11 protein-coding genes are annotated in these 18981 nt (G+C 32.7%); 5 read left to right on the forward strand and 6 right to left on the reverse strand.

Annotation, left to right across the window (positions count from 1 at the left end; translation table 11 throughout):
• Window positions 1–37 precede the first annotated feature (37 nt).
• The 5 genes from C7H52_RS10265 (at window position 38) to C7H52_RS10285 (ending at window position 10084) form a co-directional block, all read left to right on the forward strand.
• Window positions 38–4975: a T9SS type B sorting domain-containing protein gene (locus C7H52_RS10265; protein WP_106463809.1), complete on the forward strand. Its 4938-nt coding sequence runs from the start codon at window positions 38–40 to the stop codon at window positions 4973–4975.
• A 67-nt stretch (window positions 4976–5042) separates the two neighbouring features.
• Window positions 5043–7373 carry a T9SS type B sorting domain-containing protein gene (locus C7H52_RS10270; protein WP_106463810.1) on the forward strand — a complete coding sequence of 777 codons (2331 nt, stop codon included), beginning with the start codon at window positions 5043–5045 and terminating at the stop codon, window positions 7371–7373.
• A gap of 151 nt (window positions 7374–7524) precedes the next feature.
• Entirely contained in the window at window positions 7525–8520 is a 996-nt protein-coding gene (locus C7H52_RS10275) for a fasciclin domain-containing protein (protein ID WP_106463811.1), read from the forward strand.
• Window positions 8521–8661: 141 nt separating this feature from the next.
• Entirely contained in the window at window positions 8662–9693 is a 1032-nt protein-coding gene (locus C7H52_RS10280) for a serine hydrolase domain-containing protein (protein WP_106463812.1), read from the forward strand.
• 205 nt (window positions 9694–9898) lie between these two features.
• Window positions 9899–10084, forward strand: coding sequence for a CsbD family protein (locus C7H52_RS10285; protein ID WP_106463813.1), 186 nt, complete (start codon window positions 9899–9901; stop codon window positions 10082–10084).
• A gap of 70 nt (window positions 10085–10154) precedes the next feature.
• Here C7H52_RS10285 and guaB read toward each other — a convergent pair whose 3' ends face one another.
• The 6 genes from guaB to C7H52_RS10315 all read right to left on the reverse strand — a co-directional run bounded on the left by guaB (window position 10155) and on the right by C7H52_RS10315 (window position 18978).
• Entirely contained in the window at window positions 10155–11627 is a 1473-nt protein-coding gene (gene guaB, locus C7H52_RS10290; RefSeq protein WP_106463814.1) for an IMP dehydrogenase, read from the reverse strand.
• Window positions 11628–11693: 66 nt separating this feature from the next.
• The gene (locus C7H52_RS10295; RefSeq protein ID WP_106463815.1) at window positions 11694–14117 is read right to left on the reverse strand and encodes a TonB-dependent receptor domain-containing protein; all 2424 of its coding nucleotides are present in this window, start codon (window positions 14115–14117) and stop codon (window positions 11694–11696) included.
• Window positions 14098–15459, reverse strand: a complete 1362-nt coding sequence (locus C7H52_RS10300) for an HTTM domain-containing protein (protein WP_106463816.1) — start codon at window positions 15457–15459, stop codon at window positions 14098–14100. Before C7H52_RS10300 ends, C7H52_RS10295 begins: the two co-directional genes overlap by 20 nt.
• 55 nt (window positions 15460–15514) lie before the next feature.
• Entirely contained in the window at window positions 15515–16621 is a 1107-nt protein-coding gene (locus C7H52_RS10305; RefSeq protein WP_106463817.1) for an imelysin family protein, read from the reverse strand.
• Between the two features lie 104 nt (window positions 16622–16725).
• Window positions 16726–17931, reverse strand: a complete 1206-nt coding sequence (locus C7H52_RS10310) for a DUF4856 domain-containing protein (protein ID WP_106463818.1) — start codon at window positions 17929–17931, stop codon at window positions 16726–16728.
• A gap of 183 nt (window positions 17932–18114) precedes the next feature.
• On the reverse strand, window positions 18115–18978 hold the full coding sequence (locus C7H52_RS10315) for a hydroxymethylglutaryl-CoA lyase (protein ID WP_106463819.1): 864 nt from the start codon (window positions 18976–18978) through the stop codon (window positions 18115–18117).
• Between the last annotated feature and the right edge of the window lie 3 nt (window positions 18979–18981).

Consider the following 18981-nt stretch of genomic DNA (forward strand, 5'->3'; position numbering starts at 1 on the left):
TAAAAAGCAATAAATTTGTACAGACATTAAAATATTTATGAGTAAGTTTTTAAAACATATTAAATTTATAGTAATAACAATACTTTTTTTCTCGAGTAACTTTTCTATAGGACAACAAATCACTACAGATAGTTCAAATTCTCTTCAGGATTTAATACAGAATAATTTAGCTAGTGGCTGTGTAGAGATTAGTAATATCAGTTCTTCTGTAAATGGTTCTGTAAATAATTTAGATAGCTTTGGCTTGTTTAATCGCGCTAATTCCAATTTTCCTTTTGAAAGTGGTATTATATTAACTACGGGAGATGTTAATGAAGCCGGAAACACAACAATTACCTCTGCTCTAAATTCTGGAAGTGCCTCTTGGGGAAATGATCCCGACTTAAATACTGCATTAGGAAGCTCTGAGACTTTTATAAATGCAACGTCTATTCAATTTGATTTTATTTCTGGAACTGATTTAGTTGAGTTTAATTATATTTTAGCATCCGAAGAATATTTTGGCAATAATCCTTGCGAATATTCTGATGGATTTGCTTTTTTAATAAAAGAAACCGGTACAACTAATCCATTCGTAAATATCGCTTTAATTCCGGGAACAACCACACCTGTAAATACCACAACCATTCATAATGAAATACTTCCCAGCGGAAACGATGCAGGTTGTGCTGCTGTTAATGAGCAATATTTTGAAGGTTTTAATATTGGAGACACCAATTATAATGGCAGAACGACCGTATTAACAGCATCTGCTGCAGTTACAGCAAACGTTACCTATACTATTAAACTTATTATTGCCGATGCTCGAGACCAGTTTTTTGATTCTGCGGTATTTATCCAAGCCAATAGTTTTGATAATACAGTGGACTTAGGTCCTGATATTTTTACCTGTAATGACGCCGCTTCTTTAGATGGGACTGTATTAAACTCAAACGCAAGTTACACCTGGACATTAAATGGTACGGCATTACCATCATTAAACGATATGCCTATAGTTTCAGTTAATCAGTCAGGAACCTACGAAATTACTGTCTCTATACCTTTAAATGGTAGCACTTGTACTTTTTCGGATTCTGTTGTTGTAAATTTAAATAATATTGAAACTGGCCCTATTTTATCGGATTTAGCATTATGTGATGACCCTACTAACGATGGGCTTGAAGTTTTTGATTTTTCTTCTGCTGAAACGCAGATGACTTCAAATTTACCACAACCTGAAACATATACCATAAGCTATCATTCTACAAACGCTGATGCCATTTCTGGAAATTCACCTATTCCAAATCCAAATAATTACACTAATAACACAAGTCCAGAACTTATATTTATTAGAGCTGTAAATAGTCAAGGCTGTATATATGTATCTACCTTTAACTTAATAGTAAATGAATTTCCTATAATTACAGACCCAACAGATCCATTTACAATTTGCGCCAATGATGGAGGTGCTTTTTTACCAGTTTTAGATGATGCTATTACTGGCATGAATCCTAATTTTTTGGTAACTTATCATAATACACCTGGAGACGCTCAATCGGGAAATAATCCATTAACCTTTCCTTACACACCTGCTTCAACCCCAGAAATTGTTTATATTAGAGTAACTACAAGTGCAGGATGTTTCGATACGGGAGATGTAGAGCTTATTGAAAATGACAACCCTGTTATTAATACCGAAGTACAACAAATTGATGCTTGTATGTTTGAAGCAGATTTTGCAGCATTCGATATTACAAGTGTTGAGGCTGATATTTTAGGTGGATTAACAGGCGTTACAGTAACCTATCATGAAAATTTACCAGATGCCAATACAGGCAATAATCCAATTCCAGACCCAACTAATTACACCAATATAATTCCTGAAGAACAACTCGTTTATATTAGAGTCGTAGACGATGCATCTGGTTGCGCAACCATTCATCCTATAGAATTACATACCTTTTTACTTTATACAGGTACAGACTTTATAATTACACCTGCTAGTCCTGTGGAATATGGTGAGTGTGATAATGATTTTGACGGTATGGTAGAATTTGATTTAACAACTATTGCAGGATTTATTTTAAATGATGTCGATGATACTACAGTATTGTTTTATGAAAATGACCCTGTAACTAATCCTTCTGAACCAGAAATTGACCAAACAGTACCTTATATTATTAATGGTGACACCACAATATTTGTAAGACTAGATCGTGTAGGTCCTACTTGTTCTTATAATAATAATATTACACTTATCATTTTTGATGGTGTTGCAGTAAACCCTTTAACAGCTCAAGATTATTGTGATAATGATGACGACTTATCTGAAGTCCCTGTCAATTTCACGGATTTCGAACCCTATTTAGATTCGGAAGTTACATCTTCTGGGACTTTTAATTATACTTTTTTTCCAACACTACAAGACGCGGAAGACGACACTAACCAATATGGAACTTCTCAAGTTATTTTCCCAGTTAGCAATCCACAAAGCTTTTTTGTTACAGTTACAAACCAACTTACAGGATGTATTGCTATAGAAGAGTTATTAATTAATTTTCTACCAGCACCAAGCTTAAATCCTGCAAATATTATTTATAGATGTAATGCAGATGGTACCAGCGATGCTGTGATAGATTTAGAAACCGTAATCCCTGAAATAAATAATGGTGCTGGATTAAATTTCACATTTTACACAAATAATCTAGATGCAGAAAGTGCAACAAATGCTATAACCACACCAACAGCATATAACACAAGCTCAACCACTTTATTTGCTCGTGTTGAAAACGCAAGTACAGGTTGTTTTGATGTCCAATCTTTTGAAATTATAGTAAACCCTAAACCTGTAGTTCCAACTATTGAAGACTATGTTGTTTGTTTAAATCCTGGGGACACTCAAGGTGAATTCTTTTTTGAAATGGAAAAAGATGCCGAAATTTTAGGAGCTCAAACCGGCATTCAAGTCTTTTACTTTTCTTCTCAGTCGGGTGCAGACAATTATGATCCTGCCAATGGAATGACTGCCGATTTAATTGATAAAACAATAGCTTATCAGACTTCAAACGCAGTAGAAACAATATTTGTTCGAGTTGAAAACATAAACGATCCTAGCTGTGCAACCGTTGGAGATTTTGAAATTAATATTGGTCAAATCCCTATTTATAACACCGCTTTTGGAAATTTTGGCACTTGTGATGATGCTTCGAATGACGGCATTGCCACTTTTGATTTATCTAACTTTTCAACTGTACTTCAACAAGGATCTTCTCAAAACTTAACTATTACTTATTATTTTACTGAGCAAGACGCTATTGACACAGTCAACCCTATACCGGACATTACAAATTTCACCAATACACAAAATCCACAAACCTTATATTTTAATATAGATAACGGTACTATATGTGATGGAGTAGATAATTTTGAAATTCTTGTAAACCCGATACCTTCTGGAGTTACTCCTGCTCCATTAACAGTTTGCGACACTAATACTGATGGAATAGCTCAATTTGACTTAACAGCTGTTGAAGATGAAGTACTTTCTGATTTAGGTGTAAGACAAGATGATATTGAAGTAAACTATTTCCCTTCTCAAACAGATTTTGATAATAATACCAATCAAATTCCTACTGCAAATGTGACTAATTATACTAATATCTCTAACCCGCAAACGGTTATCATTCAAATTCTAAATACATCAACAACATGCTTCGACACTGTAGAACTGGTTTTAAATGTAGAAGTGCCTCCAACGTTAGAAACTAACTTAAATTTTGAAACTTGCGACAATACTGCGTCTACTTTCGATTTTAACGACATCACAGAAGCTTTAATAAATACTCAAACGAATGTTGTGTTAGAGTTTTATGCTTCCCAAAATGATGCGACCACTCAAAATAATCCATTAAGTAATCCATTTACCTATAGCGCTACAAATACTACTTTGTTCGTTAGGGCTAATTTCTCTGGTAGTGATTGCTTTAATATAACTAGTTTTAATCTACAAGTCAACCCAAGACCTTCAGTGGGAATCGTAAACAACTTAGTGACTTGTGATACGGATTATGATTTTATGGAACCATTTGACTTAAGTATTCAAACTCCTGCTATACTTGGCGCACAAAACCCTGCCAACTTCAGCGTTAATTATTTTAACTCGCAACAAGATGCAGATGATAACACCAATGCTATAACAGATTTAAATGTTGTTTCAGAGCATAACCAAGTGTATTTTATTAGAATTGAAAATAATACAACAGGTTGTTATAATACGACCACTTTTAGTACTATTGTAAACAGAAAACCTGTAGTAGAACTTGATGACAAACCGCTTTGTTTAGATAATTTACCATTAGTTATAAATGCCGACACTGGCTTTTCTACAGATACTTATTTATGGTCTACAAACGAAACGACAGCTCAAATAGAAATTAACTCTATTGGCTCCTATACATTAACTGTTACAACTGCTCAAGGTTGTTCTACAACAGATTCGTTTGATGTTATAGAGTCTGAAGCCGCAACTATAGAGTTTACTCAAACCGTAGATTTTGCAGACCCTAATTCTATAACTATTGAAGTTTCTGGAATTGGCGATTATTTATATCAATTAGATGGTGGATTACCACAAACTTCCAATGTATTTAATGATGTGTCCCATGGAGCTCACATTATTACAGTTATAGATCAATTAGGGTGTAATTCGGTTACAAAAGAAGTCATTGTAATAGATGCTCCACTATTTTTTACACCAAATGGAGACGGTTATAATGATACTTGGCATATTACTGGAGTTGAACAATTAAATGGTACCATAGTTTATATTTTTGACCGCTATGGTAAGTTATTAAAAACTTTATTACATAATTCTCCTGGTTGGAACGGTTTTTATAATGGCTATTTAATGCCTGGAAGTGACTACTGGTTTTTAGCTTTAGTAAAAAAGGATGGAATTGAATTTGAAGTAAAAGGTCATTTTGCTTTAAAGCATTAAGTTTTTAACGTTTTATTTTAGAATTAACATTCGGTAGTTGGTTACCTTTGCACTCCAATTACGAAAAATGAAGCAGATTACTAAAATTCTATTTTTAATGCTACCATTTTGTGTCTTATCGCAAAATGTGTTAACCGACTCGCAAGCGTTTACACCTCAGCAACTTATAGAAGACATTCTTATAGACAGTAATTGTATAGAAAATGTGGTAGTTACAAATGCTGTAAGCGGCGATTTTGGAGACTCAGAACGTAGTTATGGTTATTTTGATGCAACAGGAACCAGTTTTCCTTTTCAGAGTGGTATAGTTTTAAGCACAGGACGATTATCTAACGTTCAAGGTCCAAACGACAATTTAAGTGACGACGATGGAAATAATTGGACTGGAGATACCGATTTAGAAATTGCTTTACAGGAAACCAACACTTTAAATGCCACAATATTAGAGTTTGACTTCACTTCTATTGCTAACGAAATTAGCTTTCGTTATATTTTTGCTTCAGAAGAGTACCAAGAAAATAATCCAAACACGTGTAATTTCTCAGATTTATTTGGTTTTTTAATTCGTCCAATAGGTTCTACAACTTATCAAAACATAGCTCTTGTACCAGGCACTAATACGCCCGTAAAAGTTACTACAGTACACCCGGAAATTCCTAATGGATGTTCTGCTATAAATGAAGCTTTTTTTGACACTTTTAACAACAGTTCTGCTCCTATAAATTTTAATGGACAGACAAAAATTTTAACTGCTACTGCAACAACTATCCCAAATCAAACCTACCATGTTAAGCTCGTTATTGCAGACGAACAAAATTTTAGATTTGATTCTGCTGTATTTTTAGAAGCTGGAAGTTTTAAATTAAGCTCTAATTTAGGTCCTGATAGATTATTAGAAAATAGAACAGCATTATGCGGTACAGAAACATTACAATTAGATGCTTTTCAAACCAATGCTGTAGCCTACCAATGGTTTAAAAATGGGGTTCCAATTACTGGTGCTATAAATAGCACCTACACTGTGGTAGATAATGGAATTTATAGCGTAGAGGTCACTTTAAACAATACCTGTATTTCTGAAGGTGAAATTGTTGTAGAGTACGCAAATTTACCAACAGTAAATAATATTAATGTCTTTGAATGTGATGCCAATCAAGATGGAATCACAACTTACAATTTATACAGTTATGAAAGTGATATTATAACAGATCAAGCTGATAGTATAATTAACTTCTATTTAAATCCAACAGATGCCGAAAATGGTATTGATGAAATTACGAACCCTAATACTTATACTAATACTAGTGCAAATCAGACTATTTACGCTTTAGTTACAAGCCAACTTACAAACTGTAGTACTATTGCATCAATTACTTTAGGCACTTCAAATAACAGTTTAAATATTTCAGATGTTTCAGTTTGTGAAGATGATGTTATAGATGGTTTTACCACTTTCGATTTAAACACGATTACCACAGACATACAATCACAAATTCCTCCAAATGCTACCGTGCGGTTTTTTGCAACAGAAACAGATGCATTAAATGGAACTAATCAACTTAATGTTAATTTCACGAATACTACCGCAAATTTTCAAACCATTTTTGTAAAGGTAAATGATACTTCTAACAACTGTTTTGCGATTTCTCCTGCAAATTTAATGGTGCTAGAACGCCCAGAAGTAGAAGCAGATTATACCACATCCTATTGTGAGACCAATTTTCCGGACTCTATAACACTAACAGGAGAGGTTATTAACCCACAATCTAATTATAGTTATCAATGGTTTTTAAATAGCACTTTATTAAATGAAACCAGCACAACGCTAAATGCAAATATGGCTGGTATTTACACTTTTGAAGTTACAAACAGCAATCAATGTATAGCAACCCAAACTATTACCGTTAATCCAATAAATGCACCTATAATAAGTTCTGTTGATTTCACAGAGTTAACTGAAAATAATACGGTAACCATTAATCTGGAAAATAATGGAGATTTTGAATTTGCATTAGACAATCCCAATTTGTTATATCAAAACTCAAATGTATTTACAAATGTGTCTCCTGGCATTCATATAGCTTATGTAAGAGAAAAGAATGGCTGCGGTTTTGCACAACAAACTATCTATATATTAGGATTCCCACAGTTTTTTACACCTAATGGAGATGGTTTTAATGATTTCTGGAAACCTCTTGGAATTTCTAAAAATTCTAATATCGATTTAGATATTAAAATTTTTGATCGTTATGGTAAATTATTAAAGCAAGTTGCCCCTTTTGGTTCAGGTTGGGACGGCACGTTTAATGCAAACCCAATGCCTACAAATGATTATTGGTATATAATTACCAGAACAAACGGCACTACATATACAGGACATTTTACATTAAAGCGCTAAAATGCTCAAAAGAAATTCAAATCTTCTTAATTTCTGTTAAATATTTAATGATTTTACTAATATTATATTAAATTCATAATTAAAATATTCATTTTAACATTATTTTGATGGTATCACTAATTACAAGGTGGTATATTTAAAATAAAAAACCATGAAATATTTAAATTACTTTTTTGCCTTTCTATTTTTAATGACGAGTTGTTCAAGTGATGATGATGCAGTTACTGTTGTCAACAATACTCCAGAACCTTCAAATCAAACTCTTACAGGAACTATTAGCAGTTCCAATCAATTTTCAATTTTAAATAATGCTTTAGAACTAACAGATTTAAAAACAGTTTTAGATGCTAATATATTTACCGTTTTGGCTCCAAATAATACAGCATTTGAAGCCTTTTTAACGGCAAACTCTTACAATAGCATAAATGATGTTCCCGTAGGTTTATTAGAAAATATTCTTTTAAATCATGTAATTAATAATCAAGTATTAAGATCTGAAATAGAATTTAACGAATCTGGTTACATTAAATCAAATGCAAATGGACCATTAAATGAAAAATTAGATATTTATTATAATATTAATTTAGCTAACAGCATTAATGGTCTTGCAAATTTTGCAAGTGATGAGATTGTTACAGAAACTGGTGTTATTCATGAAATAGATGCACTATTAACTTTACCTACTGTATATGACATGTTAACTGCAAATCCTGAGTTTAATGTATTGATTCAAACCATGACAAATGATGCTCCAAATACAGATTTCGAAGAAATATTAAACCGATTATTAGATAATAATTTAGACGGCTTAAATCCAGATTTCACCTTATTTGCTCCAAATAACTCAGCATTAAATGCAGTTGATACTTCAACTTTTAATGAAAGTCAAATCACTAATATTTTATTACACCATGTAGTTAAAGATGATAATATTGTATATACTGAAATTACAGCAAACGGTTCGCTAACTAAACCAACTTTACAAGGAGAAGATATTACCATTTTTACCTCTACTTCTACAGGCATAGATGCAACTATTACAGATGGTGCTGGAAATACTGATATTACCATTATAAATAAAGGAATTCAAACTATAAATGGAATTATATATATTTCTGAGAAAGTTTTAATACCGGCACAATTCTAAAATAATTTATAATTATATTAAAACGCCAAGTTTGAAATGAAACTTGGCGTTTTTTTTTCTTAAGAGTTTAAATTAATTTTGATGAGTTTAAAATTTTGTTACAAAACACTATTTATTTATTAAAAATTTCAACTCCATATTTTGAAAAAACAAAAAGCTAAATTAATATTTAAAATACTATTAATTTCAGGAACAATAATTTCACTATTTTTTGTTCCTTGGATAGTAGTTAAGGCTTGGATATTACCGTTACCAAACACAATACAGGAACAAGCAGAAGAAGCTGTATCTAATGGATTTGATGGTATATTAATTTATGTAGATCTACCTAACAAACCTCCAAAATATTATACTGCAGGTTGGCATGATAAGAAGAATAAAATACCAGCAAAACCCAATGCCTTATTTAAAATTGCAAGCATAAACAAACTCTATATAGCAGCTGCTATTACAAAACTAGTTTACAATAATAAACTCTCATTAGAAAAAACATTAGCAGATTATCTCCCCGAAGTGTCTAAGCACATTGAAAATGCCAACATAATCACCTTAAAAATGTTAGTGCAACATAGAAGTGGAATTCCAAACTTTACAGACACCAAAAATTATTGGGCTAATCCAAAAGCAACAAATACTGAAAAGCTTAATCTTATATTAGACTTGCCTGCAAATTTTGAACCAGATAGTAGTTATGAATATAGTAACACAAATTATGTGTTGCTTACTGAAATAATTAATAAAGAACTGGGCTATCCATACTTTGAATTTATTCAAAAAGAAATTCTTGATCGGTTAGATTTAAAGAACACGTTTGAGTCTATTAAGAAAGTGAATTTAAATCGAGTTATGAGTGGTTATCATATTGGATATGAATATGATTTAAAAACAGATGATATTGGTATGGTTTCTACTATTGAAGATACTGGTATTTTTTTAAGAGCATTAAACTCTGGTAGTTTATTTGATGCAAATGAAAAAGAACTTTACGCTACTTTATATGAATTTGAACATAAAGGGTGGGTTCCAGGCTATCAAAGTATTGCCAAATATCATACAGATTTAGATGCAGTCGTTGTACAATTTACTAACACTACCGATGCTAACTTATATTACTGGAATTTGGCAGATGTTGAATATATGCGAATTATTAAGATTTTAAAAAAGCAACTTTAACTCTAAAACTTCTATTTCTTTAGCTAATCACTTTTATTACATTAAATAAATAGTTAAAAATTTTAACATCCGTTTATAACTTATGTTAATTATGTTTAATATTCTTTTAAAATACTGCTAAATGTGAAACCATAATTATTTTAAGTAGTTCTTTATTAGTAACTTATAAATAAGACAAAATTATTAACCTCAAAAATTTACTATTATGAACAAGGATCAATTTAAAGGAAAATGGAAACAGATTAAAGGTGATTTTAAACAAAAATATGGAGATATTACCAACGACGAATATACTGAAGCTGAAGGCGACTTTGATAAGTTAGCTGGTAAGGTTCAAGAGAAATACGGTAAAACAAAAGAAGAATTAAAAAACGAAATTGAAAACTGGTAAGATTTTCAATTTTAAAAAATGCCCAATTCTAAATTAGAGTTGGGCATTTTTAATTTTTACTTTATATCAACTATCTCGAATAATTTGGAGATTCTTTAGTAATGGTAACATCATGAGGATGAGACTCGTTTATACCACTTGCCGTAATTTTAACAAAACGACCAGTGTCTTTAAGTGTTGCAACATCTTTAGCACCACAATAGCCCATACCAGCTCTTAAACCGCCAATAAACTGGTGAATACTCTCAAATAAATCACCTTTATAAGGTACACGACCTACAATACCTTCTGGAACCAGTTTTTTAATATCGTCTTCCACATCTTGGAAATAGCGATCTTTACTACCTTGTTTCATAGCTTCAACAGACCCCATTCCTCGATATGACTTAAACTTTCGTCCTTCGTAAATAATCGTTTCGCCTGGAGATTCTTTTGTTCCTGCAAATAATGATCCTAACATGACCGTATCTGCTCCTGCCGCTATGGCTTTAGGGATATCTCCTGTATATCGTATTCCACCATCTGCAATTACTGGCACTCCAGAACCTTTTATGGCTGCAGCCACTTCTAATACTGCAGAGAATTGAGGAAAACCTACTCCTGCCACTACTCTAGTTGTACATATAGAACCTGGACCAATACCTACCTTAACTGCGTCTGCTCCTGCTTCAACTAAATATTTTGCTGCTTCTGCAGTAGCAATATTACCAACGACCACATCTAAATCTGGAAATTTCGCTTTTACAGCTTTTAATACAGAAACTACTCCTTTGGTATGTCCATGTGCCGTATCAATAATAACAGCGTCTACACCAGAGTTAACCAGTGCTTCTGCTCTTTCAACTGCATCTCCGGTAACGCCTAAGGCTGCTGCCACACGAAGTCTACCATAAGTATCTTTATTAGCTATAGGTTTTTGAGTTAATTTGGTAATATCTCTAAACGTAATTAAACCTTCCAGTTTGTTATTATCGTTTACGATTAAAAGTTTTTCAATTTTATTTTCTTGTAAAATAGCTTCAGCATCTTTTAAAGAAGTACCTACTGCAGCAGTAACTAAATTTTCTTTAGTCATCACTTCTACAATAGCACGTGTATTTTCATGCTCGAAACGCAAGTCACGATTGGTTACTATACCTTTTAGTAATCCTTGGTCGTCTACAACTGGAATACCACCAATACTATGCTCACGCATGGCTTGTTTAGCATCGTTAACTGTAGCGGTTAATGGTAAAGTAACTGGATCTATAATCATACCACTTTCAGCACGTTTTACTTTACGTACTTCTAGAGCTTGTTGCTCTATAGTCATATTTTTATGTAACACTCCTATTCCTCCTTCACGAGCAATAGCAATAGCCATAGCACTTTCGGTTACCGTATCCATAGCAGCGGAAACGATAGGAACGTTAATGGTAATATTTCTAGTAAATTTGGTTTGAATATTTACTTCTCTTGGAAGTACTTCGGAAAACGCAGGAACTAATAATACATCGTCGTATGTCAATCCTTCGCCTACAATTTTATTCTCGTGTGCAGTCATGTTGCAATTACTGTTATAATTGCATGCAAATATACACTATTTTAATGTATTAAGTTTAAGAGAACTTTAAATCTTTATCTGTAAAGTGACATAATAGTTTCTTGGCGCCGATGGAATTATTCCCGGACCAGGATAACCTGTTGCTCGTCTTGTAAAATAACTGTTATCTAAAACGTTGTTAATACCTGTTTCTAGCTTAAAGTGTTTGTAACTGTAACTTAAAGACAAATCTAAAATATCATATTCTGGAATCTCACCAACAACTCCGCTTAAATCGGCTTCCTTAGAGTTGGTGGCATCTGTAAATTGCTGTGATAAATAAGAGTATTGTATGTTAAACAACACGTTTTTATAGCCAAATCTTAAGCCGGTTTTCAGGTTTAATTCCGGCACAAACTCTACACGATTACCTTCTATACCATTTTGTTCGCTTGCTGTGTATTCTGATTGAATTACAGAGGTATTTGCAAAATAATTAAACCTAAAATTGTTTCCTAAACCAATAATCTTCTTCAGATTAAAATCTACTAAAGACTCTAATCCGTAAATAACTGCATCTCCCACATTACCACGCTCACTTACAATACGACCAAAAGAATTAACTTGTTGTGTAAAACCAATACGATCATTATAAAATAAGCCAAAAATATTAGCGTCGTAAGACACATAATTTTTAAGATTTCCACGTAATCCAACATCGGCTGTAAAACCTCTTTCATCGGTTATATTTGGATCTATTTGAAATGATGGATTGGTTATATTAATATCTGAAAATGTGACTGAACGGTAATTTTGTGAGATATTAGCATAGGTTTCAAAATTAGAACTTGGTTTATAACTTAGTCCTAAACCTAAAAGTACAAATGAACGGTCAAATGTTTTATTATTTTCTACCGTTTCCTGAAAAATAACATTTCCAGCATTATCTGTATTTATATTTTGAAAAGCACCTTCACTTTCAGTCTTAATATATTCAAACCTAAATCCTGGTGTTACCGAAAATTTATCAGACAGATATAAAATATTTTCACCAAATACAGATACATTTAAATTTGGCAAATCAAATTGTGACTGGTTTGGGTAATTTGGAAATGTTTCCGTAGCAAAATCAAAATCAGGTTGAAAGCTAGCACTTCCTGGACCTTGTTGCTCTTTATTATTCGCTTTATAAAACTTGGTACCAATTAAAAAAGTGGCATCTTTATTAAACAATTGATATTTACTTAACAGTCGGGACTCAAAACCGAAATTATTATAATCGCCCTTAATTAAGTCGCGTTCATTGCCAGGATCTTCTTGATCTACACGGTTTACTCTGTAACCCAACGCATATCGTGATGCATTTAAGCCGAAGAAATTAAAAGTAAAATTGGTGTTTTCTGAAAATTGGTGCGCCAATTTTAGATTATACAACAACCAGTCCACTTGAAACCAGTTTCTAGCACGATTGCTTTGCAATGGATTGTTATTAAATTGTCGATCTGTTAACCCACCAGCTTGCTGTGCTAAATAGCGTAAATAAGTAACCTCACCTTCAATTTTCGTTTGATCTGAAATTTGATAACCTAAGTGCGTAAACACATTTTTAGATTCAAACTCGCTATTAGGTCTAAAACCATCTCCTTTCTTGTAATTGAAAAATGTATAATAACTTAATTTTCCTTTTGTACCACTAAGACTGGTAAAATTGGTATATAAACCAAAGCTACCTAAAGTGTTTCTTAACGTAATATCTAACGCCTTATCTTGGTTAGGAGTTTTGGTTTTAAAGTTTATTAAACCTCCAAACTGGGTTCCATACTGTAAAGATGCCGCACCACGAATGACTTGAATTTCCTCCAAACCTTCAGCTGCAGTTGCGTAATAACTTTCTGGGTAACCTAGCACATCTGCACTAATATCGTACCCATTTTGTCTAGTATTAAAATTTGCGGTACGATTAGGGTCTAAACCACGACCTCCAATATTTAACTGTAAGCCGGCATCGTCATTCTGGTAAATATTTAATCCTGCAACTTGTGCGTAGATTTGTCTGGCATTATTAGAAGCTAAATTAGCCATAGACTGCTCCACTAAAACCACTTCTGTTTTTTTACCCGCAAAAATAGACGTGCCTTCCACGTCTCTTAATCGTTTTAACTCAAAGACTTTTTCTTTTCGTGCAGTAATTTCAACTTCGGAAAGTGTTTCAGACAAATCCAATAATGTCACATTTACAATAGATGTATTTTTTGTGTTTATTGAAATTTCTTCAACTTGATATTCAAATGAAAAAAATACTAATGTGATTAATTCCTTAGTGGTTTCAAATTGATAAAAACCATCTGTATTAGTTTCAGCTAAAACACCAGAAGATTTATCGTACACCTTAACACCAGAAATTGGCTTGTTGGTTTCTCTAAAAACCACAGTCCCGCTTACCGTTTGTTGTGCGTAACCCGAAATGGCTATAAAAAATAAAATTAAAAATTTAAAGTCCTTTAATTGCATCGTTAAATGGTAATAACCAGTTTTTAGGTTTAAATGATTCGTTTTCTTTATACAGATTTACTGTTGTATTAATATAGGGCTGACTCGGTCTTCCGTTTAAAGACACGTAAGACTCGGCATAAACTTCTATGTTTTGATGACCTTGACTTTTAAAGTGATCTCCCAAAAAATGAGCATATTCTAGTATAAAATCGGGTTGACTGCTCATTTGCTTTTCTTGAAACGCCGTTAAAAAATCTGAATTATCGACGTAAAAATACGACCCACTTTTAGCATTTACAATTTTAAAGGTCGTTAATGCATTTTTTTCCATAAGCATGACGCGCCATGAAAAGCGATAACCTTCTTCGGTCCAAAATAATTCATTTGGATATGCCAAATAACGAAACGGAACCACCAATTGAAACACAAAAAAAACAGACACTATGGAAATAAGTATTTTTTTATTTTTTAGCGAATAGTGCTCTAAGTGTTGAAGTTTTAATGTTTCTTTTTGAAGCAATAGTCGTTTTATTAGTGCTATAATTTTTAAATGAAAGTTTGCTTCAAAAAAGATCAACGTAGAAACAATCATAATAAATGGAAACATCCCGATAGGAAACAACACTCTTGTAAAAACGTGAAATATGACAACAAGTATAAATGCAAAAGGTCTTGTTTTTTTATAAAGTAGTAAAAAAGGAATACTTAAGTCGTACAACATACCACTCCAGCTCATAGCATAATGAAACCAATCTTGATGCATGAAATGTTCTCCTATAAATGGTAAATCGTACTTAGATGGTAACCATATTTTTAATGGCATAGCTTTAAATAACCAGTCGCTGTTAAGTTTAGCTAAACCTGCATAGAAATAAACCAATCCTAGTAATAGTTTTATACTATCTATAGTCCAATTTGGCACTTTTAAATATTTTTTTTTTGCCCAGTAACTGTCTATAGAAAACCTAGCGTTAGCCGGTAAAAAAATCATTAAAAAACTTAAAATACTTATAAAGTAATAATGATTTAAATAGGTGGTTTTATCCATAAGCTCTATATAGGTAAAGCTTAAGAAAAAAGTAATAATAGCCCATCTATATTTTAAACCAAGTGCTACACAAAACGACGATAAACCACAAATAATAAAAATAACATAGGTGAAATTCCCTAGTGGTTTAACCCATTCAAATCCATAATACGAAAAATGAAATTCTGGCTGTATATATAGTAAATCTATCCAACCATTTGCCCAGAAGCGCACAATACTTAAACACATCATTAAACCAAATAGCAATCTAAACACTACAAGTGGTGCTGCATTGGTTTGTGTATTTAAATATGTTCTAATTTGTTCTTTCATGCAAAAAAAAACTCTAACCAAAGAGTTAGAGTATTTTTAATAATTGTATGACGAATTAATCACCATCGTTATCTTGATATCCAGAATCTAAGCTTATTTGAAAAGCACCCATCATGTCCACTTTTAAAGACACCACTGCTAATTGTAAAGCATCGTAAGTCTGAGTCATTTTAGTATTATCTGTCTCCACTTGAGAAGCTAAATTAGCATCTAAATTTTGAAATGTAGTACGTGCGTTATTAAAACGAGTATTTATCGTTTCAGACAAATCTGTTCTTCCTAGAAAACTTAAGTAAGACACGAAGCTGGTTCCAGTAGAAGTACTGTTGTAAGCTTCACCGTTAAAGAAATCTTGTGTAGCATTTAAAGCTTCATCTAATAATACTTTTGAATAAATTTTAGAATAAAAACCTTCTACTTTATCGCTAAAAGTAGCTCCCGCAGAAAATACGCCTGCTGGTGTACCTATTTTTGCTTTTCTTAAATCTCTCTCGTAATAATTAACGTAATCATTAACAATTTTGTTAACAGAACTTGTAGAGCTATTTCCTGTTTGTGCAACAAATGAATCACGGTAATTGCTTGTCCAGTCATTTAAAACGGTTTCCGTTAATAACTGCATTCGATTGATTACATCAGATAAATAATTTTGATAGTTTACATCTGCATATTTAGCCACTATTGAAGCATCATCTGCTGCAACACCATATAATAAATAATCTACTGCCGGAAAACCAACTGCATCTTGATTATTTACAGAAGTCAAATCGTAAGAACCAATACTAATATTGTTTTCAATATCTGCAACAGTGGTTGGATAAATATTCATTTGCAGGTTATACTGAATTTCTTCAGCCTTTCCTACATAAAACATATCTACCGACTGGTACACTTTATAAGCTTCTAACCATGAGGCACGTAAAGTCTCTAAATTAGCTTGATTAGGAGTTGCTACAAATACATCTTTGTCTGTTTTTAAGGTAGATAACTTAGCTTCCAAATCCGTATAAGCCGGAATGATAATATTATCTGCCCAGTTAACCAATAATGTGGAGCGGTCAAAACCGTCTCCATTAGAACTTGACGAAGAATCATCATCACTAGATGAACACGCTAATACTAGCGCAAAAACAAAGCTTAAACCTGCAATTTTTTTTAACATATTAAAAGTCTTTAAAGTTTTCTTTTTCAGTGTGCAAAGATAATTAAGCAACCGTTTACAAACAAATATAAACAGTTGCTATTATCCGACTAACACATCTTTATTTATAAGGCTTCTGCCACAGTAAATCCGAATCTATCTGCGATAGTTTGAGATAAACTATCCAAGGTTGCTGGAGTTACTTCCCAAAACCCGTTACCTGTAGTTAATTGCGCTAAAAAGGCATTTACTTCAGTATTATTAAAGTACGCCTCTTGTGTATTTGGTTCTCTTGTAAATTGTAAACTATAAATAAACCCAAAACCTTCAGATAAAGCATGAAATGCTCTTGCAGGATCGTTTGCTGCTAATGACGTTTTAGTGCTTTGTAAGTAATAAACAGCTCTAACTGCTGGAATTTTAGAAATTTCAGCTCTAATAATTTGAGCTTGTTGGTCTCTTACGGTATAATCTTTTGCAACAATTGCCGCACGACCTAACTTAAAAGCATTGTAAATATTTGTGGCTATACCTGTAAAGTCTGCATCAGACTCCATACGCTCTAAATATTCATTTAAAAAACTATCCACGCCTAAAACTGGAGTTTCAGCATCTAATTCTGCTCCATATAAATATCCAAATGCTTCATCCCATTTGTGCTCCATAGTAGTATAGTTCTTTCCAGACTCTAAAACTCCCGCATTATTATCGGCCACATTAGTCCCCGCATCTAAAACACTAGAACTTAAATAATTGTTTAACATTTGATCTATCATTAAACCTCCAATAATTCCTTTAGAGATTACTTGGTTTAATTCGATTCCCTTAGCATCCAAATAGCGAATAGACCCGCCACCTGCTTGTTGTAACTGTCCAGCTACTCCTGCAGATGCATTGGTGTTCCAATTAGGAAATACAGTATTAGCCTGGCTAGAAATCCAAGTTTCAAAATCAGTTTTTATAGTATTAGACAAGGTTGTGTTTGCAGCAAAAAAATCGTTAGAAGCTGCTATTTTGCTTTTAATATTTTTATCGGAAGCATTCAAAGTAGCATCAGAGAAATCAGAATTTCCTGCCTGATGATCGAACATACTTAATAAACTTGCTTCTGTATTAGTTTCTACTAATAATGCCGAAGTTAACTCTTCTGCCATAGCAATACGGGTACTTTGACCAGAGTAACTCACAGAAGTTTGATTGTTTCTTGAAAATTGATATGTTGGTGGAGCTGTAACCCCATTATTGGTTTGTGGTACAAAGGAAGCATCATCGTCACTTGAACATGAAAGGATTGAAGAGGCTACAAATAAACTTAATACTAATTTTTTCATTTTGGTAAGTTGCTTTTATTTAGACTTATTATAAATAGTTTGTTATTTCTGACAGCAAAAATAAGAAGCAATTTAACTTTACACAAAGTTTATTTAGATTAATTTTAAATAAAAAATTTAACTAATTGAATTTAGGGTAGTTAAGCTCAATAATTTAACAATTTGATAAAATAGCAATAAGGATTAATGGTAAGTATTAAAAATTTTAGAAGCTTCGTTATAAGAACTTTCAAAGCTCATGGCATTTAAAGTATTCCTCTTTTTTGTAGTTAAATAAGATAATACTTTTTCGGTTGGCATGTTACCAGTTAATTCATCTTTAGCCATAGGACAACCTCCAAAACCTTGTATGGCACCATCATATCTTAAACAACCTGAAGTATAAGCAGCATCAATTTTTTCAAACCAAGTATCGGGAGTTGTGTGTAAATGGGCTCCAAACTCAATTTTAGAATATTGAGGGATTAAATTAGAAAATAAGTATGAGATATTTTCTGGGTTTGAACTACCAATCGTATCGCTTAAAGACAAAATTTTAACGCCCATTTTACTTAAGCGCTCAGTCCAATCACCTACAATATCTACATCCCACGGATCACCATAAGGGTTTCCAAAACCCATAGAAATATAAACTACAACTTCTTTATTATGCTGCTCGGCTAAATTTAAAATTTCCTGAAGAGTAATAATTGATTGCGCAATGGTTTTATGTGTGTTACGCATTTGGAAATTTTCTGAAATTGAAAACGGGAAGCCTAAATATTGAATTTCTTTATGCTTACAAGCCTCCTGTGCACCTCTAGTATTGGCTATTATGGCTAGTAATTTACTTTTTGTAGTGCTCAAATCCAATTGAGATAAAACTTCTGCAGTATCGACCATTTGAGGAATGGCTTTTGGAGAAACAAAGCTACCAAAATCTATGGTATCAAAACCTACACGAAGTAAAGATTGGATATATTGTACCTTTTGTGCAGTAGGTATAAATTGCTTTATACCTTGCATAGCATCACGTGGGCATTCAATAATTTTTACCTCTGGTTTCATGAC

The sequence above is a fragment of the Aurantibacter aestuarii genome (assembly GCF_003008425.1).
In the GTDB taxonomy this organism is placed as follows: domain Bacteria; phylum Bacteroidota; class Bacteroidia; order Flavobacteriales; family Flavobacteriaceae; genus Aurantibacter; species Aurantibacter aestuarii.

Excerpts from the sequence above, each read along its gene's own strand:
- C7H52_RS10300 (WP_106463816.1), bottom strand. The coding sequence starts at position 15,459 with ATGAAAGAACAAATTAGAACATATTTAAATACACAAACCAATGCAGCA.
- C7H52_RS10265 (WP_106463809.1), top strand. The coding sequence starts at position 38 with ATGAGTAAGTTTTTAAAACATATTAAATTTATAGTAATAACAATACTT.
- C7H52_RS10315 (WP_106463819.1), bottom strand. The coding sequence starts at position 18,978 with ATGAAACCAGAGGTAAAAATTATTGAATGCCCACGTGATGCTATGCAA.
- guaB (WP_106463814.1), bottom strand. The coding sequence starts at position 11,627 with ATGACTGCACACGAGAATAAAATTGTAGGCGAAGGATTGACATACGAC.
- C7H52_RS10285 (WP_106463813.1), top strand. The coding sequence starts at position 9,899 with ATGAACAAGGATCAATTTAAAGGAAAATGGAAACAGATTAAAGGTGAT.
- C7H52_RS10270 (WP_106463810.1), top strand. The coding sequence starts at position 5,043 with ATGAAGCAGATTACTAAAATTCTATTTTTAATGCTACCATTTTGTGTC.
- C7H52_RS10310 (WP_106463818.1), bottom strand. The coding sequence starts at position 17,931 with ATGAAAAAATTAGTATTAAGTTTATTTGTAGCCTCTTCAATCCTTTCA.
- C7H52_RS10275 (WP_106463811.1), top strand. The coding sequence starts at position 7,525 with ATGAAATATTTAAATTACTTTTTTGCCTTTCTATTTTTAATGACGAGT.
- C7H52_RS10305 (WP_106463817.1), bottom strand. The coding sequence starts at position 16,621 with ATGTTAAAAAAAATTGCAGGTTTAAGCTTTGTTTTTGCGCTAGTATTA.
- C7H52_RS10295 (WP_106463815.1), bottom strand. The coding sequence starts at position 14,117 with ATGCAATTAAAGGACTTTAAATTTTTAATTTTATTTTTTATAGCCATT.